A 21,799-nucleotide genomic window follows, 5' to 3' on the forward strand; every position below is an offset into this window, starting at 1 on the left:
ATTATCTTATTAACGCGCTGGAAAATGCCAATATTTCCTTGATTGTAAGAAAATGAAAAGACGCCTTTTTGTGTGACAAGATCAATGCAGCCGGGTAGCGCGAAATGACACATTGAGCAGGTGAATAATAAACACAGTAAAAAAGTGGATTTAAATAAACGCTTTTTTACTGTGAAACCTGGCTCCCAAGGAGGCATTAATGAGCAAGAAAGGATTAACAACCGGCGCAGGCGCTCCCGTTGTAAACAACAACAATGTTGCTACCGCAGGCCCGAGAGGCCCGATGCTACTTCAGGACGTCTGGTTCCTTGAAAAACTTGCCCACTTTGACCGCGAAGTGATCCCTGAGCGCCGCATGCACGCTAAAGGCTCCGGCGCGTTTGGTCATTTCACCGTGACGCATGACATCACCCGCTACACCCGGGCAAAATTATTCTCAGAAATCGGCAAAAAAACTGAGCTGTTCCTGCGCTTTTCCACCGTGGCCGGTGAGCGCGGCGCGGCGGATGCCGAACGAGATATTCGCGGCTTTTCCATGAAATTCTATACCGAGGAGGGCAATTGGGACCTGGTGGGCAACAACACGCCGGTGTTCTATCTCCGTGACCCGCTGAAATTCCCCGACCTGAACCACGTCGTCAAACGCGATCCACGCACCAACCTGCGTAACCCTACGTATAAATGGGATTTCTTCTCGCACCTGCCGGAAGCCCTTCATCAGTTGACCATTGATTTCAGCGACCGTGGCTTACCGCGCTCTTATCGTCACATTCACGGTTTTGGCAGCCATACCTTCAGCTTTATCAATAGCGACAATCAGCGTTTCTGGGTGAAGTTCCACCTCAAATCCCAGCAGGGTATTGAGAACCTGATGGATGATGAAGCCAGCCGCCTGATTGCAGAGGACCGCGAAAGCTCCCAGCGCGATCTGTACGAATCCATTGAGGCTGGTGATTTCCCTCGCTGGACGTTGTTCGTGCAAATTATGCCGGAAGCCGAAGCGTCACAAACGCCATACAACCCGTTTGATCTGACCAAAGTCTGGCCACACGGCGACTATCCACTGATAGAAGTGGGCGTGCTGGAACTGAACCGCAACCCGGAAAACTACTTCTCTGACGTTGAACAGGTGGCGATGTCCCCGGCCAACGTCGTACCGGGCATTGGTTTCTCACCCGATCGCATGTTGCAGGGTCGCCTGTTCTCCTACGGTGACGCACACCGCTACCGCCTGGGCGTGAACCATCATCAAATTCCGGTGAACGCGCCAAAATGCCCGTTCCACAACTACCACCGCGACGGAGCCATGCGGGTGGACGGCAACAGCGGCAATGGCGCAACCTACGAGCCAAACAGCTTTAACGTTTTCCAGGAACAGCCAGATTTCAGCGAGCCGCCGTTGAGCCTGGAAGGCGCAGCCGACCACTGGAACCATCGCGAAGATAGCGACTACTTCAGCCAGCCGCGCGCGCTGTATAACCTGCTGAGCGATGAAGAGCATCAGCGTATGTTTGTGCGGATTGCGGGTGAGATGAAAGATGTCCCGGAAAGCATTCAGAACCGTCAGATTTGCCTGTTCAGCCAGGTACATCCTGAATACGGTGCCGGGGTAGCGAATGCACTTCAGGCACTGAAGAACAATAAGTAATACCTTGCAGGGGTTATGCCCCTGCTGCCCACTCTGTCAGCCTGCGGCGGGAGATTTTAATCCCGCCCTGTTTTAACTCCTGCGGCAGCGCCAGCCAGCGCACAGGCCTCTGAAAACGGGGCAGTTTTCCGTCAAGCCAGGCGGCAATGTCGTTAAACTCACATCCGGCACTTATCTCAACCACGGCAACGGGCCGCTGGCCAAATTCAACGTCGTCCACCGGCACCACAAACACCTGCTGAACCGCTGGATGCGCGGCAATTACCCGCTCAACCTCCTCCGGCTGGATGCCCTCCCCGCCGCTGAAAAACTGGTTATCAAGACGCCCGACAATCGTCAGGCGGCCCGAATGCAAAACGCCCCTATCGCGGGTAGCAAACCAGCCCTGTTCATTCACCAGAGGAATAAGTTGCCCGTCCCGCCAGTAGCCGCTGGCCAGGCTATTCGCCTGTATCCACACTTCTTCATCGACGATTTTTACCTTCCGGCCTGGCAATGGAGCCCCCACATCTGGCTGACCGTCGGCGCGTTTGGCGCAAGCCGTAGAGGCCAGCTCGGTGAGCCCATAACCACACCAGCAACGCACTCCTCGTGCTTCCGCCTGCTGCGTCAGTTCAACGGGGATAGCCGCCCCGCCAAGGAGCACTTCACGCAACGCCAGAGGTTCCTGTTTTTCCAGCAGCCGCCACAGTTGTGTGGGCACTAATGAAGCGTGGGTACAGCCATGCAACGCCTCGTTTATCGATTGCGCGCTTGATATCGCCAACTGGCCGCCGGCATACAGCCAGCGCCAGAGGATCCCCTGCCCGGAAACGTGAAACAGCGGTAAAGATAAAAGCCAGCTATCGTCGGGGCCGTAATGCATCATCGCCAGGACACCCGCCGCGCTGGCAAGGTGGGCCGAGAATGTATGCACCGCTGCTTTGGGTAACCCGGTTGAACCAGAAGTCAGCGTCATGGAAGCCAGACGCATCGGCTGCCAGCTTTCGTGCCAGGCAAGTGCACTAGTCAGCGATAATGGAACCACATCCGGCAGAGGTTCGCTGTCGGTCAAAGTTAACCCGTAGCTCAGCGTCATCGACGGTAAAAGCTGCGCCAGCAAACTATCAGGCAACTGAGGATTTAACGGCAGAATGCGCGCCCCACACTGCCATAACGCCAGCCAGGCAAGCAGCGTTTGCGGGCCATTTTTCGCTTTAAGCGCAACGCCATCGCCTTCTTTTACTCCTTGCTGGCGAAAACCTCCCGCCAGCGTATCCACGCGCTGGCACAGCGTTTGCCAGGTTAATAGTTCATCGTCGAGACGGAGCGCAACACTTGTGCTCCTGGCATCGGCCCAGTGACGCCACGGCCAGTCGGGAAAGATCATCGAATACGCTCGAGTCCGTCCACGGTAACACACGGCAGAGGGCTGCCGGGCCAGCTGCGCTCAAGCTGAGATTGCATCAGGGATAAAGTATCCAGCCCAGGCAGGGTTCCCGGCGTGAGCCAGGCGGCGATGCGGGCCAGTTGAGTCAAACCGAGGCTGGACTCAATGGAGGAACTGATCACCGCTTTCAGCCCCAGACAATGTGCCGCCGCAACCTGCTCACGCACTTTGTTCAGGCTACCGGTAAGCGTCGGTTTGATCACCACTGCTGAAACGCCCGGCTCAGCGGTGAAAGTAAAATCAGCCTCCCGCAGGCTTTCGTCCCAGGCAATTGCAATTCCCGTATCCCGGCTGAACTCTCGGGACTGCTCGCGGGTTTTGCACGGCTCTTCAATAAAATCGATGCGCGAGCGATGATCCGGGTTGACGTATTTAGCGAACTGCTGCGCTTTGAGCGGGGTCCAGCTGCGGTTAGCATCCAGACGCAGACGAAGTTCAGGCACGGCTTCAAGCAATAAATTAACCACCATGCCATCGCGAACGGCCTCGTACAGCCCCACTTTCACCTTCGCGATTTTTTCGCCCGACATTTCTGCCAGTGCCAGGATCAGCTCGTCGGGGTCGCCGGTGCACAGCGGGGCGGCGCGGTAGTCAGCGGCCTGTGGCAGCGTACCTTCAGCCTCAGCCAGCGCACAACTCAAGCCAAAAGCGACCGACGGCAACTCGGGTAACGGAGTCGATTCATCTGCCAGCCACTGTTCAAGCCAGCGGTCGACCTGCGCCTGAGCCTCCACGAGTGTTTCCTGGCTAAATCCCGGCAGAGGGGAAATTTCGCCCCATCCGCTGCGTTCGCCCACTGTCAGGCGCACCAGAAGCCCATCTCTAAATTTGAGACGCTGGTCGCGAAGCACTACGCCAGCCTCCATCGGGATTTGAAAGCGCCACAGCGCCGCGCTCCGCATCACGGATTCCGTTTAAATTTGCTGAAGTCCGGCTGACGCTTCTGGTTAAACGCGTTGCGCCCTTCCTGACCTTCTTCGGTCATGTAGAACAGCATCGTGGCGTTCCCGGCAAGTTCTTGCAGCCCCGCCTGACCGTCGCAGTCAGCATTCAGCGCCGCTTTCAGGCAACGCAGCGCCATCGGACTGTTCTGCAGCATTTCACGGCACCAGCGAACCGTCTCTTTTTCCAGATCGGCAATCGGTACAACGGTATTCACCAGGCCCATATCCAGCGCTTCTTTCGCATCGTACTGGCGGCACAGGAACCAAATTTCACGAGCTTTTTTCTGGCCGACAATACGCGCCATGTAGGAAGCGCCCCAGCCGCCGTCGAAAGAACCAACTTTCGGGCCAGTCTGGCCAAATACGGCGTTTTCCGCCGCGATAGTCAGGTCACACATCATGTGCAGCACATGGCCGCCGCCGATGGAGAAACCCGCCACCATCGCCACAACTGGCTTAGGGCAGGTGCGAATTTGGCGCTGGAAGTCGAGCACGTTCAGGTGATGTACGCCGCTTGCGTCCTGGTAGCCGCCGTAGTCACCACGCACTTTTTGGTCACCGCCCGCACAGAAGGCTTTTTCTCCTTCGCCGGTCAGAATAATGGTGCCAATGTTGTCGTCATAACGCGCATCGGCCAGGGCATTGATCATCTCTTTGACGGTCAGCGGACGAAACGCATTACGCACTTCCGGGCGGTTGATGGTGATTTTGGCGATACCGTCGCTGGATTTGTGGTAGCGAATATCGGTGTAACCTTCGGAGCAATCCAGCCATTCAATCGGGGCATAAAGCATTTGTTCATCAGGATAAATCATGAAAGATCCTTACAGGTCATATTGACGAAAGAGGGTTAACAGAGCGGAACTAAACGCGGCGGGAGCTTCACGGTGGGCGTTGTGTCCTGCCCCGGAAATAATAGCCAGAGAACAGTTAAGCTCGGCGGCAACGGCGCGAAACTTTTCGTCTCGTTCACCGCAAATAAAATGAAACGGCGCGGCTAGCTGGCCAAGTGGCTCACGTAAATCGGGCTGTCGGGAAAGCGACGTTGCCTCAAGCATCCGGGCTAGCGTCTCGGGATTGTTTTGCGCACGCAGGGCGACTAAGTCAGTGCGTTGCGCGCGGCTGAGGGAACGGAAAACAGGCTGCTGATACCAGTCGTTCAACACGGTCTGGATATCTTCGTGCATCAAACGCTGCGCCCAGCGGGCATCGTTCAGCGCTCTCGCCTCGCGATCTGCCCCACTTATCAGGCCAGGATGACTGCCTTCTACCACCAGGCCACGCAGCCCTTTCGACTCAGCCCGACTGGCGTGATACATCGCGATGCGCCCGCCCAGGGAGTAGCCCACGAGCCAATAGTGATTTATACCGTGATGTTTGAGGGTATTTCGTAACGCGTTATCAACCTCGGCAAAACTCTGCACGTGAAGATCGGTGGAACCACCGTGGCCGGGCAGGTCCACGCACAGCTGCGGCCAGTCGGAAAAGTGCGGCTTAAGCGCCTGCCACTCATGATGGCTACCAAGAAAACCGTGCAGCCAGACTATGTGTGGCAGAGTTGAACGGTGGCCCGAATGCGCCGCGGCATGAAGGATCATGCCTGGCTAACCAGGGCCAGCAAATGCTGCAGCGTCTGAGCGCCGGCGGTTTCCGGCACGCTAATTTCAATCACCGTCGCGCCAGGGCGCAACCAGGCCCGACGAACGGCCTCTTCAAGCGCCTGCCAGTTTTCAGGGTTCTGATACCCCAACTCAAACATGGCGGCTGCGTGGGAGAAGTTCACGTTTTGCGGCATACAGTAAAAACGCTCACGCTCTTCGGCAGGCGTCGGCAAAAGTGAGAAGATCTGGCCACCGTTATTGTTGACCACCAGCAGCACAAACGGTGCCGAGGCGTGACGCAGCAGTGCAAGGGCATTAAGATCATAGAGCGCCGAAATGTCGCCGACTATCGCGAGCGTGGAGCGCGCCGTTGCCCGCTGAACGCCTGCGGCGGTTGACAGCAGGCCATCAATGCCGCTCGCCCCTCGATTGCTGTACACCGGATACCCCACGGGAAGCTGGGCAAAAGCATCTATCAAACGCACAATTAAACTGTTGCCAACAAACAGCTGACCGCCTTCCGGCAGCAGCTGTGACAGGCGCTGTGCAACCTGTGCCTCACCAAATTCTCGGGTTCCTTGCTCAACCTTTTCCAGCGTCTGCCAGGCCAGAGACGTTAGCGCTTCGGCCCAGGGCAGGCGTTTTTCTGCCGGATGTTTTTCCAGCCAGGCTTCAACGCTGGCAACCAGACGGCGGCCACGGTGGTTGGCAGGATCGAGACGCCCGGGCTGCTTGTCCACCAGCCAGTACTCTTCCGGCCTGCAGGCGGCCTGCCACTGAAGAACCCGTTTTCCGGTCAGACTGCCGCCAAACTGGATGACAATTTGCGCCTGTTCAAGACAAGTCACGGCCTGGCTATTGCTTAGCCACAGATCCGCACACGGCAGAGGCTGTCCAGTCTGTGAAAGCACATCGCCGATAAGCGGCCAGCCAAGCATTTGCGCCCAGGCCGCGACCTGCTCACCTTCGCTGGCAGAAAGCCGTCCGGCCACTACCACGCCGCGTTTTTGCCGCCAGAAGAACCAGTCTCTTTGCTTCGGCACGGCATTGTCGTGCACTTCACGCAGCCAGGGCGTGTTGCCTTCCCACCAGCCTTCAAGCTGGTTTTGCCAGTCGACGCCGGTATCGTCCGGCGCGCCATAAAGTGGCTCAGCAAAGGGGCAATTGATATGCAGTGCGCCCCCGTTGAGCTGGCCGACGGCGCTGTCAATGGCAGAGACCAGCCAGCTGGCGTGAATATCATGCGTTGGGCGAGGCAGATTGAGTGCAGCGGAAGGATGGGAGTTAAACAGTCCCGGCTGGCGAATCGCCTGGTTCGCACCACAGTCGATAAGTTCGGGCGGGCGATCTGCCGTCAGCAAAATCAGCTTTTCGCCGGTCAATCCGGCTTCTATCACGGCGGGATAAAGATTGGCCACGGCGGTGCCGGAGGTGACAATGATTGCCACCGGCTCGCCGCTGGCCTTTGCCAGCCCAAGCGCCAGATGGCCCAGGCCCCGTTCATCAAAGTGAGTATGGCAAATGAAACTGCGGTTTTCCGCCGCGCTGAGCGTCAGCGGCGTGGAGCGGGAGCCGGGCGCGATACACACATGCCGCACCCCATGTCGGGTTAATGCTTCGAGTATGACGCCCGCCCAGCGGCGGTTAAATGAGCTTATCGACATAATATTGTCCGCAGTCAATTTCGACTTTCGATTATAAATACTATGGCAAGGGTTAAATTGATTTGCGTCGTGAATAGCTTATTCAGTTACCACTGCCGATCAGTAACGTCTTCAAACCGGCCGCTTTGTTTTCAATTTCCTGCCACTCTTCTGCGGCAACCGAGCCGGCGACAATGCCCGCCCCGGCATAAAGACGAACGCCGGTATGGCTCACTTTTGCCGAGCGCAGCGCCACACAAAACTCCGTTTGATGGCGGGACAGATAACCCGCCGAACCTGCGTACCATTCACGCGCAAAAGGCTCATTCGCGGCAATAAATGCCCGAGCCAGCTCACGCGGTAACCCCGCCACGGCGGCGGTAGGCTGCAGCTGTTTAAGGCAAAGCGCATCGTCCTGACGCTTCAGCTGCGTCCAGATGCAGCGACGCAAATGCTGCACTTTGCGCAGCCGCATAACCTGCGGCGGCAGCACATCCAGTGCACCAACCGCAGCCTGTAAGCGCTGGCAGATGTCTTCGACCACCAGCATATTTTCACGCTGGTTTTTGTCATCTTTCAGCAGCCACTGGCCTAGTGTAGCGGCCTGAGCATCGTCCGGGTGGTTAGCTACCGTTCCGGCCAGGGCCTCCGTTCGCAGCGCATCGTCGATTCTTCGCCACAGGCGTTCCGGGCTGGAGCCAAGAAAGGCATTTTTCGCATCAAACGCCATCAGGAAATGGTAGCAGTTCAGGTTCACCCGGCGGCTGGCGGCCATGAATCCTGCGGCAGAAACCGGGGAAGAAAACGCCAGATCGGTGGCCCGGGCGAGCACGACTTTATCCAGCGCTTTCTGGCTGATGGCGCTGACGGCCTGATCCACCAGGCGGTTCCATTCGGGCTGCTCCGGCAGATGGCTTTCACCCAGGCATTTGAGATTGAGCTGCGGGAGAAGTTTCGCCGGCAGAAGCTGCTCAATAAAAGCCGCAGCCGCCAACGCATCCTGCTTCAAGGAAGTTTCGCTGTACAGATGCAGCCAAAGAAACGCCTCCCCCCCTACTCGCCGCCATTCCAGCCGCGAGAGAAAAAGAAAACCGTGGGACGGATCAAAGGCATTTAATCCCCAGACGCGCAGGAAAGGCTGTTCCGGGTAGGACTGCAGAAAAGCCTGGGCGTCTTCCAACGCAGAAAAACTCAGCAATGCCCCCAGGGCAGCCACTTCTTCGTTACCGTTACGCTGCTGCCAGTAAAATTGGGGATAACGTGACTGAGCCGTGAGCCAGGCGAGAGGATCGGAGGCGTCACTCAGCGTGACCGGCACGCACAGGCGCTGAAGGCCCGGCTTATCCGCAAATTCCCCTGCTAATTCCTGCTGCATTTGCTGCAGTGCGACGGCTACTGAATTCACGTTTACCTCACGCCCCGTAAAAACCCCTGATTATACGTGGTCGTTCCCACAAAAAAAAATCCTACCCAGGGGGTAAGATTTTTTATTTGCCATTTGCAGGCGCGGTCAAGATTATCGGCGAAGCAAAAGCCCAACCACCAACCCGACTGCAGCCCCGATGCCAATACCCTGCCAGGGCTTTTCATGCACGTAATCATCGGCGCGGTAGACCGCTTTTTTGGTGCGGTAATAGTAAGTGTCGGAAGCGTTGCTGATGCGTGCTTTGACGTCATTCAGCGCCTGCTCGGCCTTTTCCTTTAGCTCAATGTACTTCTGGTCAGCCGGGTCGCCGGAGGCGCGAAGCACTTCTTCAAGCGTGTCGCTTAAAAGTGCGAGGTCATCATCGAGACGAGATTCATACGGTTGCATCACTGTTCTCCGTGTTAAAAAATTCCTCGTCCGCTAACTATAGACAACCGGAGCTGATTTCGCCTGCGTTAGCCGTTGGCCATCCCGATATGCGGGATACCATCTTCGTCATACACTTCGGTGACCGGGTAGAAGCCGAACTGGGCATAAAACGCCTGTAAATGCGCCTGAGCGCCCAGGTAAATTACACGGTCAGGCCATTGGCGCTGGCAGGCGGCAAGCGCCTGAGTCATGAGCTGTTGCCCAAGCTTTTCGCCGCGCACCGACGCATCAACAATAACCCGGCCAATGACCACCGGCTCCAGCTCGTTGTCACTCTTTAGAATGCGGGCATAGGCAATCAGTTTGCCGTCCCGCCAGCCGAGGATATGGCGGTTCTCTCCCACCAAGTCTTCACCATCAACATCCAGATATGCACAACGCTGCTCAACAATAAAGACTTCGCAGCGCAGGGCCAAAAGGGCATAAAGGTCGGTGGCGCTCAGTTCAGAATGGTGTAAATCCTGCCAGTTAAGCATTGAAAAACTCCTTTTGATTCAGGCGCCACCTGACGGATTACTGGTGCCGCTCAAGCAACTGTTTTAGCACAGTTTCCAGAGGCGTGGCACCTTTCACCGTGTCGCCGGTGAAATCAATCCAGCCTTCGTTAAAGCCGTCCAGCATCTGCATGCGTGGGAGCGGGTTTTTCATGCCCTGAGCAAGGAAATCTGCCTCCCAGTTTTCCCGCGGCACGGCTTTTACCGTTACCGGCCGCCCCAAAACTTGAGAGAACGCTTCGGCTGCCAGCTGCGGGCTGTAGCGCTGCGGTCCTTCCAGTTCCACAATCCGGGTGCCTGATTCTGGCTGAGTCAATAATTCGGCGGCAAGCTGGCCGATATCGACTGTCGCAATCATTGGGATAACGCGCTCAAGCGGCTGCAGGTGGCTGTAGATAGTCCCGGTCTCTTTGGCACTTTCTACATCCCAGAGGAAGTTCTCCATAAACCAGCCCGCGCGGAGGAACGCGACGGAATCACAAACATCCGTGAGCTCTTTTTCCATCATTCCTAATGCGTTCAGCAGATTTGGCTGGGTGGCCTGCGCCCCGATGGTTGAAAGGCAAACTACGTGCTGTGGACGTGCCGCCTGCAGAGCGTGCCTGATGGCCGCAATATTTGCACGCGGCTCAGCAAAATCGCCGGAAGGATCGAACACCGGCGGCAGCAGGATAAAGACCGCTTCGGCTCCGCTGAAGGCCTGTGCCAGCGCTTCGCCATCGTGCATTTCAGCCAGCGCAACGTCTGCGCTCTGCTGTGCCCAGGGCTGTCCCTTAGCTTCAGAGCGGACGACGGCCCGAATCTCATGCCCTTGAGCAAGCAATGCTTCTGCCAGCGCACCGCCAACTTGTCCGGTAATACCTGTAATTGCGAACATAATGTTTCTCCAGTTTGAGATCCCCCGCAGGGTGTGGACGGCATTATGCGGATGCAGCTATGTTGTATCGATAGCACCTAAGACAATTCACTGATGACTGCGGAGCACTAATATGATTTTTAACGATCGGACCTTTGATGGTCTGTCCGTGTTTACCGCCGTAGTGGAAAGCGGCACATTTGCCGCCGCCGCGGAGGTGATCAATATGTCACCGCCGGGGGTCAGCCGGGCGATTGCCCGCCTGGAGAAACGCCTCGGCATCCGCCTTTTTGACCGCACCACCCGCGCAGTGGCATTGACCGTTGAAGGCAAAGCGTTTTATCGTCAGATCCTGCCGCTGCTGGCCGCGCTGGAAGATGTGACCAGCACCGCGTCGCTCGCTACTAAAGCCATTACCGGCAGACTTCGGGTCAACATCGATCCGTTCTTCTCTAGCCTGATCCTGGGGCCTCAACTGGAAACGTTTATGTCCCGCTATCCCGATCTTGAACTGGATCTGGTCACAAGCGATCGGCTGGGGGATATGATTGGTGATGGTTTCGATCTGGCTGTTCGTTTTGGCGTCCCTCGAAATAGCACGCTGGTGGCACGCAAGCTGCTGGAAACTCGCATCATGACGGTTGCTACCCCGGCCTATCTGGCGCGGCACGGCAGGCCTGAAACACCACAGGCGCTATTGGGGCATACCTGCATTCATTTCCGCGATCCGGAAACCGGCAGGCCGTTTGAATGGGAGTTTCATCGTAAAGGAGAAGTGATTAAAGTCCCGGTCAGCGGGCGCCTGACGCTGAACGACGCCCGCACTTTGCATGAGGCCTGCCTGAGCGGGCACGCGATTGCCCAGATGATGACGTTTGGCTCTGACGATCTTGTGAAACAGGGACTGTTGGTGGATTTATTTCCCGACTGGCCGGACGAGCGTTTTCCGCTTTATGCTTACTACCCTTCACGTATCAATCCCGCCGCACGCACCCGCTGTTTTCTGGATTTTATCCTCGAGCTAGCCAAAAACTAAGCCCATAAAAAAACCGCCAGCAAGTGGCGGTTTTGAACTGTCTTGTTAACCCGATTACATCAGCGGCTGCGCCAGCTGCACCAGGCTGATAAGCGGCTGCGGATAAATACCGAGCAACAGCACCAGCAGGGAGGAGATCAGCACCACCACGCCGCCCGCAGTCAACGCCCAGTTAGATGGGGTGTCGCGGTTAAGCTGCTGAGGTGCGCTCAGGTACAGACTCACGGTCACGCGCAGGTAGTAGTACAGGCCGATGGCGCTGCCCAGAACCACGGCGCCGGTCAGCCACCACAGGTGAGCCTGAACGCCCACGGCAATGATGTAGAACTTGCCGATGAAGCCCAGGGTCATTGGGATACCTGCCAGGGAAAGCATCATCACGGTCATCACCGCAGAAAGCACCGGCTTGTGCCAGAACAAACCGCGGTAGGAGAACAGCGAGTCGGCATCCGGGCCACGGTACGGGCTGGACATCAGGCTAACCACGCCGAATGCACCCAGGCTGCTGAACAGGTAACCCGCCAGGTAAACGCCTACCGCTTCCATCGACATATTGCCGGTTTGCAGCGCAATCAGTGCCACTAACAGGTAACCAAGGTGCGCGATGGAAGAGTAGCCCAGCAGACGCTTGATGTTGGACTGGTTCAGCGCCATCAGGTTACCGAACAGGATTGACGCGAAGGCGATAATACCCAGCACGACGCGAACCGCTTCGCTGTTGCCCACTGGGGCGTACAGGAACAGACGCATCACCACGCCAAAGATGGCGATTTTGCTGGCGGTTGCCAGGAAGGTGGAAACCGGGGCAGGCGCGCCCTGGTATACGTCTGGGGTCCACAGGTGGAACGGCACCAAAGAAAGCTTGAAGCCAAGACCGACGATCATCAGACCCAGGCCCGCCAGCAGCAGAGGTTCGTGCAGCATGTTGTCCGCCAGGCTCTTGCCGAGGCTAACAAACGACAGGCTACCGGAATCAGCGTATACCAGCGCCATACCGAACAGCAGGAAGGACGATGCCGCCGCTGACAGAATGGTGTACTTGATGCTCGCTTCCAGAGAACGCTTCTGGCGGAAGGCGTAGCCAACCAGACCGAACAGCGGCAGAGAGATCAGCTCAATGCCGAGGAACAGCGCCGCGAGGTGGTTCGCATTAGCCAGCAGAATACCGCCCAGGGCAGCAATCAGGACCAGCAGATAGAACTCTTCGCGGTTGTCGGTGTAGCCCTGCAGCCACGGATAAGCAAAGGTACAGGTTGCCAGGCTCGCCAGCAGTACCAGCCCGGTGTAGAGCATGGCGTAGCCGTCAACGCGCATCAGCGGGGTGACATCCATCGCCCCTGCCTGACCGACAAACCACAGTGAAATCAGCGCGGCGTTAAGGCCGATAACCGACAGCGTCGCATTCAGAAAATGGTCGCGTCGCCACGCAATGGAGAGCATCACAACCACCACCGTCAATCCGACGATCAACAGCGGTAGCAGCGCGATCAAATGTTGAGGAGTTATTGTCATGGCGAATTACGGCCTTGTAGTAGAAAGTGAACTGGTAAACCACTGCTGAATATTGCTCATCGCAGAATGCGAAGTATCCAGAATCGGCTGCGGGAAGAAGCCCAGCAGAACTAACAGCACCACCAGCAACAGAATGATAAAGAACTCGCGCATGGACATGCCAGGCAGCTGTTTATCGCTGATTTCGCTCTTAGCTTTCCCGAAGTACGCGCGGTGCAGCATCGCCAGAGAGTAAACAGAGGCAAAGACCAGACCGAAGGTTGAAATCACGGTAATGACCGGCACAACGTGGAAGCTGCCGAACAGGATCATGAATTCACCGACGAAGTTACCGGTCCCGGGCATACCCAGAGTGGCAACAGCGAAGAACATCGACAGGCCAGGCAGCCATTTAATTTTGTTCCACAGGCCGCCCATCATGCGCATGTCACGCGTGTGCAGACGCTCGTAAAGCTGACCACAGATGATGAACATACCCGCCGCGGACAGACCGTGAGCGATCATCTGAATCACCGCACCCTGATAAGCCAGCTGGTTGCCGGTGTAGATAGCAATCAGCACGAAGCCCATGTGGGAAACGGAGGTATAAGCAATCAGGCGTTTAATGTCGGTCTGGGCAAAGGCCATCCACGCGCCGTAGAAGATGCCGATGACACCCAGCCACATGGCGATTGGTGCAAATTCAGCAGACGCTTCAGGGAACAGCGGCAGAGAGAAACGCAGCAGGCCGTAAGCCGCAGTTTTGAGCAAGATACCTGCCAGGTCAACGGAACCCGCCGTTGGTGCCTGGGAGTGCGCATCCGGCAGCCAGCCGTGAAGAGGAACCACCGGCATTTTTACCGCAAAGGCGATAAAGAAGCCCAGCATCAGCAGCCACTGTACACCGTGGGACATCGGCGTTTTCAGCAGCAGCGCATAGTTAAAGGTCCACACGCCGGTCGCATTGTAGTGCACAAACACCAGACCCAGGATAGCAATCAGCATCACCAGGCCGCTCGCCTGGGTATAGATGAAGAACTTGGTCGCGGCGGTAATACGCGTCTTCCCGTCGGAGGCTTTGTGGCCCCACAGCGCAATCAGGAAGTACATCGGCACCAGCATCATTTCCCAGAAGAAGAAGAACAGGAACATGTCGATGGCAAGGAACACGCCGATAACGCCGCCGAGGATCCACATCAGGTTGAGGTGGAAGAAGCCCTGATATTTTTCGATTTCATTCCAGGAACAGAGCACTGCCAGCACGCCAAGCAGGCCGGTCAGCACCACCATCAGCAGCGACAGACCGTCGAGCGCCAGGTGAATATCAATGCCAAAACGTGGGATCCATTTCAGAATGTACTCTGACTGCCACTGCGGCAAACCCGCCGACTGCGTCAGAGAATAGCCACCCTGCAACCACAATTGCAGAGACAGTGCCAGTGTCAGCCCCATGGTGATCAGCGCAATCCAGCGAGGCACTTTCACGCCGAAGCGTTCGGTCTGCCAGCAGAAGAAGCCGCCGATAAAGGGGATTAGTATTAGCCAGGGTAATAGCATGGCGTTTGAGTCCCTAAGTCAAAATAATTCTTAAACATCGCTCACTTCCCAGCGCCAGAGGAGGTATTAAGCCCCACTCCGACCCTCTCTCAACAGAGAGAGGGGGATGGAAGAAATCCTGTTAACGCAGAACCAGCAGCAGGCCGAGAACTACAACGGCACCGATGCTCATGGACGCAACATACCAGCGCAGATAACCGTTCTCGCTCACCAGCAGGCCGCGGCCAGCAAAGCGGGAGAGAACTGCCGGAATGTTCATCAAAGCATTCAGCGGGTCACGGCGCAGCAGCCACGCAATACCGAGGAATGGCTTGACGAAAATCATGTCGTACAGCCAGTCGAAGCCCCAGGCATTGAACCACCAGGTACCGAAGAAACGCCCCAGTGCGCTGTTCGCAAGCGACGTCACCAGAGTACGTTTACCCAGCCACAGGAAGGCGGCAATCAGGATACCGGCAATGGCGACGACGCCGGAGATGATCTCCAGGGTCAGCACGCTGCCGTGCGCAAGTTCAGTGGTTTCCGGCAGTACGCCGCGCAGCGGTGGCACAATCATTGCGCCAACGAAGGTGGACAGCACCAGCAGAACAACCAGCGGCAGGTGGTGGGTAATCCCCTTCCCTGCGTGAGCGTGAATTTTTTCTTCACCGTGGAACGTAATGAAAATCATGCGGAAGGTATAGAGCGAGGTCATAAACGCCCCGACCAGGCCCGCAACCATCAGGTTGATGTGGCCGTTCGCCATCGCACCGGCAAGAATTTCATCTTTACTGAAGAAGCCTGCGGTAATCAGCGGCAGAGCGGACAGCGCCGCGCCCCCAACCAGGAAGCAGACATACACCAGCGGAATAGACTTACGCAGCCCACCCATCTTGAAGATGTTTTGTTCGTGATGGCACGCCAGAATCACCGAACCGGATGACAGGAACAGCAACGCTTTAAAGAACGCGTGGGTCATCAGGTGGAAGATTGCCGCATCCCACGCCTGCACGCCCAGCGCCAGGAACATGTAGCCAATCTGGCTCATGGTGGAGTAAGCGAGTACGCGTTTGATGTCGGTCTGTACCAGCGCGGCAAAGCCTGCCAGCACCAGCGTGATCGCACCTACGATACCCACCAGATGCAGAATTTCCGGGGTCATCAGGAACAGGCCATGGGTACGGGCAATCAGGTAGACGCCCGCGGTAACCATGGTAGCCGCGTGAATCAGCGCAGAAACCGGGGTTGGGCCCGCCATCGCATCCGCAAGCCATGTTTGCAGCGGAAGCTGTGCAGACTTACCGACCGCACCGCCTAACAGCATAAGGGTTGCCCAGGTCAGCATTTGGTTGCCGGCAGCGAAGTGCTGCGGTGCCAGCTCAACCATTTCGCGGAAGTTCAGCGTGCCCAGCTCGTTGTAGAGGATGAACAGGCCGAAGGCCAGGAACACGTCCCCGACGCGAGTCACCACGAACGCTTTCATTGCCGCCGCGTTGTTCTTCGGATCGGTGTAGTAGAAACCGATCAGCAGGTAAGAACAGAGGCCCACGCCTTCCCAGCCGAGATACATCAGCAGCAGGTTGTCGGCAAGGACCAGAACCACCATGCTGGCGATGAACAGGTTGGTGTAGGCGAAGAATCGGGAATAACCCTCTTCACCGCGCATGTACCAGGAAGCGAACATGTGGATCAGGAAGCCGACACCGGTAACCACAGAAAGCATGGTCAGGGACAGGCCGTCCAGCACCAGGTTGAAGCCGATGTTAAAATCACCGACCGCCATCCAGGTCCACAGCGGCTGAGTGAACGCCTGCTGCCCGTTGTTAAAGAAATCAACCCCAGCAATGGCGGTGACTACCGCCGCCAGACCTACAGAGCCCATCCCGATGGTTGCGGACAGGTTTTCTGACCAGCGGCCGCGGGAAAATGCCAACAGTAAAAAGCCAATCAATGGCAGAACAATGGTTAACCAGAGAAGGTTCATCCACGCATCTCACTTACTGAATCGATATTCAGATTCTGGCGACGACGATGGAGCTGCAGTAACAGCGCGAGGCCAATACTGGCTTCGGCAGCAGCTAAGCTAATCGCGAGTATATACATCACCTGACCGTCAGCCTGGCCCCAGTAGCTGCCGGCAACCACGAAGGCCAGCGCGGCGGCGTTAATCATCACTTCCAGGCTGATCAGCATGAACAGCAGGTTGCGGCGGATGACCAGCCCGGTCAGTCCCAGCACGAACAGAATGGCGGCGAGGATCAGTCCATGTTGCAGCGGGATCATACGTTCTCCTCCGTTTTTCTTCTCACGGCCATGTCAGCAGGGCGATTGCTCAGCACCTCACCGGCACGGTCTTCACGACCCAGGTGGAACGCAACGACCAGACCCGCCAGCAGCAGCATGGAGGCCAGCTCCACCGCCAGTACGTAAGGCCCGAACAGCGCGATACCGACCTGCTTCGCATCGATGGACGTGCCATCAATACCCTGGTCGTTAACGGTGCGGATGGCGTAAATCAGAACCACCAGCAGGACTGCAGACAGGACGCCAGGCCCAATCCACAGCTGCGGTTTCAGCCACTCGCGTTCCTGCTGCTGAACCGCGTTACCGAGGTTAAGCATCATCACCACGAAGACGAACAGCACCATGATAGCCCCGGCGTACACGATGATCTCCAGCGCACCGGCGAAGTAAGCTCCGAGGGAGAAAAACACCCCGGAGATCGCCAGCAGCGAGATGATCAGGTACAGCAGCGCATGCACTGGATTGGTGTGAGTGATCGTCCGAAGGGTCGTCAGGACGGCCACAATGGCGCAGATATAAAAAGCGAATTCCATTCCTGACTCCTTAAGGTAACAGGCCTTTGACGTCGATAGGCTTAGCTTCATTTTCCGCTTCGCCCTTATCTTTGCCGTCGATTGCCATACCTGCCATCCGATAGAAGTTATATTCCGGGTATTTGCCCGGACCGGAGATCAGCAGATCCTCTTTCTCGTACACCAGATCCTGGCGCTTATACTCACCCAGCTCAAAGTCCGGGGTAAGCTGAATCGCGGTGGTTGGACAGGCTTCTTCGCACAGGCCACAGAAGATGCAGCGTGAGAAGTTGATGCGGAAGAACTCCGGATACCAACGACCGTCTTTCATCTCGGCTTTCTGCAGGGAAATACAGCCTACCGGGCAGGCTACCGCACACAGGTTACAGGCAACGCAGCGCTCTTCACCGTCCGGGTCGCGCGTCAGCACGATACGGCCACGGTAGCGCGGCGGCAAATACACTGGTTCTTCCGGATACATGCGGGTTTCGCGCTTGGCGAAAGCGTGCATGCCGATCATCCAGATACTGCGTACCTGGGTGCCGAAACCAACCACTAACTCTTTCAATGTCATGGTTTTTTCACCCCTTATGGTGCCTGGTAAAGAATGACCGCGGCGGTCACCAGCAAGTTGATTAGCGTCAGCGGCAGGCAAACTTTCCAGCCGAAGGACATCACCTGGTCATAACGTGGACGAGGCAGTGCGGCGCGAATCAAAATGAACATCATCATGAAGAACGCGGTTTTCAGCGCGAACCAGATGAACGGTGGTAACCACGGGCCATGCCAGCCACCAAAGAACAGCGTCACAATCAGTGCAGAAACGGTGACGATGCCGATGTATTCCCCGACGAAGAACAGACCGAACTTCATACCGGAATATTCGATGTGATAACCATCGGCCAGTTCCTGCTCGGCTTCCGGTTGGTCAAACGGGTGACGGTGGCAAACCGCAACGCCGGCAATCGCAAAGGTCACGAAGCCGAAGAACTGCGGGATGATGTTCCACAGATGTGCCTGGTTGTTGACGATGTCGGCCATATTAAAGGAACCGGCCTGCGCCACCACGCCCATCAGGGAAAGCCCCAGGAACACTTCATAACTCAGGGTCTGCGCGGAAGCACGCATCGCACCAAGCAGGGAGTATTTGTTGTTACTGGACCAGCCAGCGAACAGCACGGCGTACACCGCCAGGCCCGCCAGCATCAGGAAGAACAGGATCCCGATGTTCAAATCCGCCACCACCCAGCTTGGGCTGACCGGCACAATAGCAAAGGCCAGCAGCAGCGAGGTGAACGCGATCATGGGTGCAAGCGTAAAGATCACGCGGTCAGAAAACTTAGGGATCCAGTCCTCTTTAAAGAACATCTTGATCATGTCCGCAACCAGCTGGAGTGAACCACCCCAGCCTACGCGGTTCGGTCCGTAGCGGTTCTGGAACAGACCGAGCAGACGACGTTCGCCGAAACTCATGAATGCCCCACAGGTCACCACGACCAGTAGAATGACAACCGCTTTGAGGATGCTCAGCAGAATGTCGATAACTTCCGGTGTCAGCCAGCTCATTGCGCAGCCTCCTGCAGATTTTCAAGACGAGCACCGGCAAGCACTGGCGCAATCCCCGGCATCCCCATCGGCAAACCAACCTGCCCTGCAACCAGACCTTCGGACAGCTGCAGCGGCAGACTCAGCGTCTGGCCTTCGTAGCTGAAGGAGATCAGGCTTCCGGCGTTAACGCCAAGCTTCGCGGCATCGGCCGGGTTCAGCTTGATGTAAGGCTCAACCATACGCTTCTGGAACACAGGAGAACGCTGGGACAGCTCGTCGCTACCAAACAGGTGGTAGTACGGCGCGATTCGCCATTTGCCCTCTTCCGCGTGGAAGGTATCCGGCACGGAAGTGAAGTAGTCCAGGCCCGTTTCAGAGGCTTCGATCAGGCGCACGCCCGGATCGCCGTGGCGCAGATGACCGCCCACTTCGGCCTGGAATTTGTTCCATGCTTGCGGGGAGTTCCAGCCTGGAGCCCAGGCAAACGGAATCTGCTGACGGTCGGCCAGCGGGCTGTTGTTCCCTTCCATTGAGAAGGCAAACATCGTGTCTTTATCCTGCGGCTGACGCGGTTCGTGCACGCTGATATTGGCGCGCATAGCGGTGCGTCCGCTCGAACGGATAGGAGAACGGGACAGTTTCTGACCTTTGATACGGAAGGAAGCATCCGGCGCGGCATCTTTAATACCGGCTAACTGAGGCAATACCTTCACGCAGGCGTCAATCACATGGTCAAGCTGCGTCCAGTCAACGTCACGGCTCTGCACGGTGCTGTGCAGCGAGTGCAGCCAGCGCCAGCTTTCGAACATCGTCACGCTGGTGTCGTAGTAAGCCGGGTCATAAACCTGGAAGAAACGCTGGGCGCGACCTTCGTTGTTGATCACCGTCCCGTCGCTTTCTGCAAAGCTCGCCGCGGAAAGTACCAGGTGTGCTTTGTCCATGATGGCCGTGCGCTGATGGTCAATAACCATTACCAGAGGGGCTTTACTCAGCGCCGCATCTACACGGGCAGCGGAAGCATGGCGATGGAGGTCGTTTTCCAGCACCACTACCGCATCGGCAGCGCCGCTTTCCAGTTCGCTAAGAGCCTCTTCCAAAGAGCCACCGCCGATCATGCCGAGGCCAACGCTGTTAACCGCACGAGCAATCATGGTGACGCCGACGTCTGCACCGCGGCCCTTCAGCGCTTTAGCCACGTTGGCTGCCGCCTGAATCACCGCTTCGCTACCGGCGTTCGTCCCGGAAACAATCAAGGGCTTCTTCGCACCGGCCAACGCCTGCACGATAACGTCCACTTTGTTTTTCAGGTCACGATCCAGTTCAACCGCCGGAGAGTTGATGTCCAGCGCATTGGCAATCGCAAAACCAAGGCGAGCCTGATCTTCAACCGGCGCACGGTAAGTCCATGCGGCGATATCATCCAGGCGAGTGCTATCCACGTTGGTGACAAACAGCGGATGCTTAGCGTTCTGACCGATGTTCAGGATTGCGGCGATCTGCCAGTCAGCCACTTTCTGAGCCGCTGCCATTTCACGCGCCTTGCCTTTGACCGCCTGACGGATAGCCAGAGCAGCACGAGCGCCGGTCTGGGTAACGTCTTCGCCCAGGATCAGCACCGCATCGTAAGATTCGATTTCACGCAGCGCAGGCGTGTGAACGCCGCTGTCACGCAGCACTTTCAGCATCAGCTGCAGGCGAGCCTGCTCACCTGCCGCAATACCGGTGTAGAAGTTTTCAGCGCCAACCAGCTCGCGCAGAGCAAAGTTGCTTTCCACGCTTGCGCGCGGAGAACCGATGCCGATCACTTTCTTCGACTGACGCAGGATATCCGCCGCACCCTGCATTGCCTGTTCGGCGTTCAGGGTAATGAGGTCATCACCACGGCGCTGAATTGGCTGACGCGGACGGTCTTTCAGGTTCACATAGCCATAACCGAAACGGCCGCGGTCGCACAGGAAGTAGTGGTTCACGGTGCCGTTGTAGCGGTTTTCGATACGACGAAGTTCGCCGTAACGTTCACCCGGGCTGGTGTTACAGCCCAGCGAGCACTGCTGGCAGATGCTCGGTGCGAACTGCATATCCCACTTACGGTTGTAGCGTTCGGAATGCGTTTTGTCGGTGAATACGCCGGTCGGGCAAATTTCTACCAGGTTACCGGAGAACTCGCTTTCCAGCGTGCCGTCTTCCGGACGACCGAAGTAGACGTTGTCGTGCGCGCCGTAAACGCCCAGGTCTTTACCGTCTGCGTAGTCTTTGTAGTAACGCACGCAGCGGTAGCAAGCGATACAGCGGTTCATTTCATGAGAGATGAACGGACCGAGATCCTGATTGCGGTGAGTACGCTTGGTAAAGCGGTAGCGACGGAAGCTATGACCGGTCATCACGGTCATATCCTGCAGGTGGCAGTTGCCGCCCTCTTCACAGACCGGACAGTCGTGCGGGTGGTTAGTCATCAACCATTCCACAACGCTTTCACGGAACTGTTTCGCTTCGCCATCATCAATAGAGATGAAGGTCCCGTCGGAGGCCGGTGTCATACAGGACATCACCAGGCGACCGCGAGTGTCTTCCGCGTTCTGATATTGCTTCACCGCACACTGGCGGCAAGCACCGACGCTGCCCAGCGCCGGATGCCAGCAAAAATAAGGAATATCAAGACCGAGGGAGAGACAAGCTTCCAGCAAGTTGTCTGCTCCGTTGACCTCGTATTCTTTGCCGTCTACATGAATCGTAGCCATAGTCAGCATGCTTCCAGTTGGCCTGAATAACTTCAGGCGTTAATCAAAAATTCTTGTGCGAACCACCTTCGCCCTCACCCCGGCCCTCTCCCCCAGGAGAGGGAGAAAATCACCGGTCTATCCCCTCTCCCTCAGGGAGAGGGTTAGGGTGAGGGTGAAAAGCT

19 protein-coding genes are annotated in these 21,799 nt (G+C 56.9%); 2 read left to right on the top strand and 17 right to left on the bottom strand.

Annotation, left to right across the window (positions count from 1 at the left end; all coding sequences use genetic code 11):
• Nucleotides 1-199: 199 nt before the first annotated feature.
• Nucleotides 200-1,648: a catalase KatA gene (katA, locus tag WFN87_RS02000; RefSeq protein WP_336981697.1), complete on the top strand. Its 1,449-nt coding sequence runs from the start codon at nt 200-202 to the stop codon at nt 1,646-1,648.
• 13 nt (nt 1,649-1,661) lie between these two features.
• Here katA and menE read toward each other — a convergent pair whose 3' ends face one another.
• The 9 genes from menE to WFN87_RS02045 form a co-directional block, all read right to left on the bottom strand.
• Entirely contained in the window at nt 1,662-3,017 is a 1,356-nt protein-coding gene (menE, locus tag WFN87_RS02005) for an o-succinylbenzoate--CoA ligase (RefSeq protein ID WP_336981699.1), read from the bottom strand.
• Nucleotides 3,014-3,979 carry an o-succinylbenzoate synthase gene (gene menC, locus WFN87_RS02010; RefSeq protein WP_336981701.1) on the bottom strand — a complete coding sequence of 322 codons (966 nt, stop codon included), beginning with the start codon at nt 3,977-3,979 and terminating at the stop codon, nt 3,014-3,016. Before menC ends, menE begins: the two co-directional genes overlap by 4 nt.
• Nucleotides 3,979-4,836 carry a 1,4-dihydroxy-2-naphthoyl-CoA synthase gene (gene menB, locus WFN87_RS02015; RefSeq protein WP_008459804.1) on the bottom strand — a complete coding sequence of 286 codons (858 nt, stop codon included), beginning with the start codon at nt 4,834-4,836 and terminating at the stop codon, nt 3,979-3,981. Before menB ends, menC begins: the two co-directional genes overlap by 1 nt.
• Nucleotides 4,837-4,845: 9 nt before the next feature.
• Nucleotides 4,846-5,619, bottom strand: coding sequence for a 2-succinyl-6-hydroxy-2,4-cyclohexadiene-1-carboxylate synthase (menH, locus tag WFN87_RS02020; protein ID WP_336981703.1), 774 nt, complete (start codon nt 5,617-5,619; stop codon nt 4,846-4,848).
• A complete protein-coding gene (gene menD, locus WFN87_RS02025; RefSeq protein WP_008459800.1) occupies nt 5,616-7,286 on the bottom strand; it encodes a 2-succinyl-5-enolpyruvyl-6-hydroxy-3-cyclohexene-1-carboxylic-acid synthase in 1,671 nt (556 codons plus the stop codon). The genes menH and menD overlap by 4 nt, the downstream gene beginning before the upstream one ends.
• Before the next feature lie 82 nt (nt 7,287-7,368).
• A complete protein-coding gene (gene menF, locus WFN87_RS02030) occupies nt 7,369-8,670 on the bottom strand; it encodes an isochorismate synthase MenF (protein ID WP_336981706.1) in 1,302 nt (433 codons plus the stop codon).
• A gap of 111 nt (nt 8,671-8,781) precedes the next feature.
• On the bottom strand, nt 8,782-9,078 hold the full coding sequence (elaB, locus tag WFN87_RS02035; protein WP_166872207.1) for a stress response protein ElaB: 297 nt from the start codon (nt 9,076-9,078) through the stop codon (nt 8,782-8,784).
• A 68-nt stretch (nt 9,079-9,146) separates the two neighbouring features.
• Complete coding sequence (locus WFN87_RS02040; RefSeq protein WP_166990946.1) at nt 9,147-9,596, bottom strand: GNAT family N-acetyltransferase; 450 nt, start codon at nt 9,594-9,596, stop codon at nt 9,147-9,149.
• A 37-nt stretch (nt 9,597-9,633) separates the two neighbouring features.
• On the bottom strand, nt 9,634-10,491 hold the full coding sequence (locus tag WFN87_RS02045) for an NmrA family NAD(P)-binding protein (RefSeq protein ID WP_336981709.1): 858 nt from the start codon (nt 10,489-10,491) through the stop codon (nt 9,634-9,636).
• Nucleotides 10,492-10,603: 112 nt separating this feature from the next.
• Here WFN87_RS02045 and WFN87_RS02050 point away from each other — a divergent pair, with 112 nt between their 5' ends.
• On the top strand, nt 10,604-11,506 hold the full coding sequence (locus tag WFN87_RS02050) for a LysR family transcriptional regulator (RefSeq protein WP_336981711.1): 903 nt from the start codon (nt 10,604-10,606) through the stop codon (nt 11,504-11,506).
• A 54-nt stretch (nt 11,507-11,560) separates the two neighbouring features.
• Here the strand turns inward: WFN87_RS02050 and nuoN are convergent, their stop codons facing one another.
• From nuoN to nuoG, 8 genes are all read right to left on the bottom strand, one after another.
• Nucleotides 11,561-13,018, bottom strand: coding sequence for an NADH-quinone oxidoreductase subunit NuoN (nuoN, locus tag WFN87_RS02055; RefSeq protein WP_166990937.1), 1,458 nt, complete (start codon nt 13,016-13,018; stop codon nt 11,561-11,563).
• A 6-nt stretch (nt 13,019-13,024) separates the two neighbouring features.
• Nucleotides 13,025-14,554: an NADH-quinone oxidoreductase subunit M gene (nuoM, locus tag WFN87_RS02060; RefSeq protein ID WP_166872195.1), complete on the bottom strand. Its 1,530-nt coding sequence runs from the start codon at nt 14,552-14,554 to the stop codon at nt 13,025-13,027.
• A 121-nt stretch (nt 14,555-14,675) separates the two neighbouring features.
• Complete coding sequence (gene nuoL, locus WFN87_RS02065) at nt 14,676-16,517, bottom strand: NADH-quinone oxidoreductase subunit L (RefSeq protein WP_008459786.1); 1,842 nt, start codon at nt 16,515-16,517, stop codon at nt 14,676-14,678.
• Entirely contained in the window at nt 16,514-16,816 is a 303-nt protein-coding gene (nuoK, locus tag WFN87_RS02070; RefSeq protein WP_008459783.1) for an NADH-quinone oxidoreductase subunit NuoK, read from the bottom strand. Before nuoK ends, nuoL begins: the two co-directional genes overlap by 4 nt.
• On the bottom strand, nt 16,813-17,370 hold the full coding sequence (nuoJ, locus tag WFN87_RS02075) for an NADH-quinone oxidoreductase subunit J (RefSeq protein WP_008459782.1): 558 nt from the start codon (nt 17,368-17,370) through the stop codon (nt 16,813-16,815). The genes nuoK and nuoJ overlap by 4 nt, the downstream gene beginning before the upstream one ends.
• A gap of 10 nt (nt 17,371-17,380) precedes the next feature.
• Nucleotides 17,381-17,923: an NADH-quinone oxidoreductase subunit NuoI gene (nuoI, locus tag WFN87_RS02080; RefSeq protein ID WP_008459780.1), complete on the bottom strand. Its 543-nt coding sequence runs from the start codon at nt 17,921-17,923 to the stop codon at nt 17,381-17,383.
• 14 nt (nt 17,924-17,937) lie between these two features.
• Nucleotides 17,938-18,915: an NADH-quinone oxidoreductase subunit NuoH gene (gene nuoH, locus WFN87_RS02085; protein ID WP_008459779.1), complete on the bottom strand. Its 978-nt coding sequence runs from the start codon at nt 18,913-18,915 to the stop codon at nt 17,938-17,940.
• Nucleotides 18,912-21,635: an NADH-quinone oxidoreductase subunit NuoG gene (nuoG, locus tag WFN87_RS02090; RefSeq protein ID WP_008459778.1), complete on the bottom strand. Its 2,724-nt coding sequence runs from the start codon at nt 21,633-21,635 to the stop codon at nt 18,912-18,914. The genes nuoH and nuoG overlap by 4 nt, the downstream gene beginning before the upstream one ends.
• Nucleotides 21,636-21,799 lie beyond the last annotated feature (164 nt).

Source organism: Cedecea sp. AS113 (genome assembly GCF_037152415.1).
Lineage (GTDB): Bacteria > Pseudomonadota > Gammaproteobacteria > Enterobacterales > Enterobacteriaceae > Cedecea.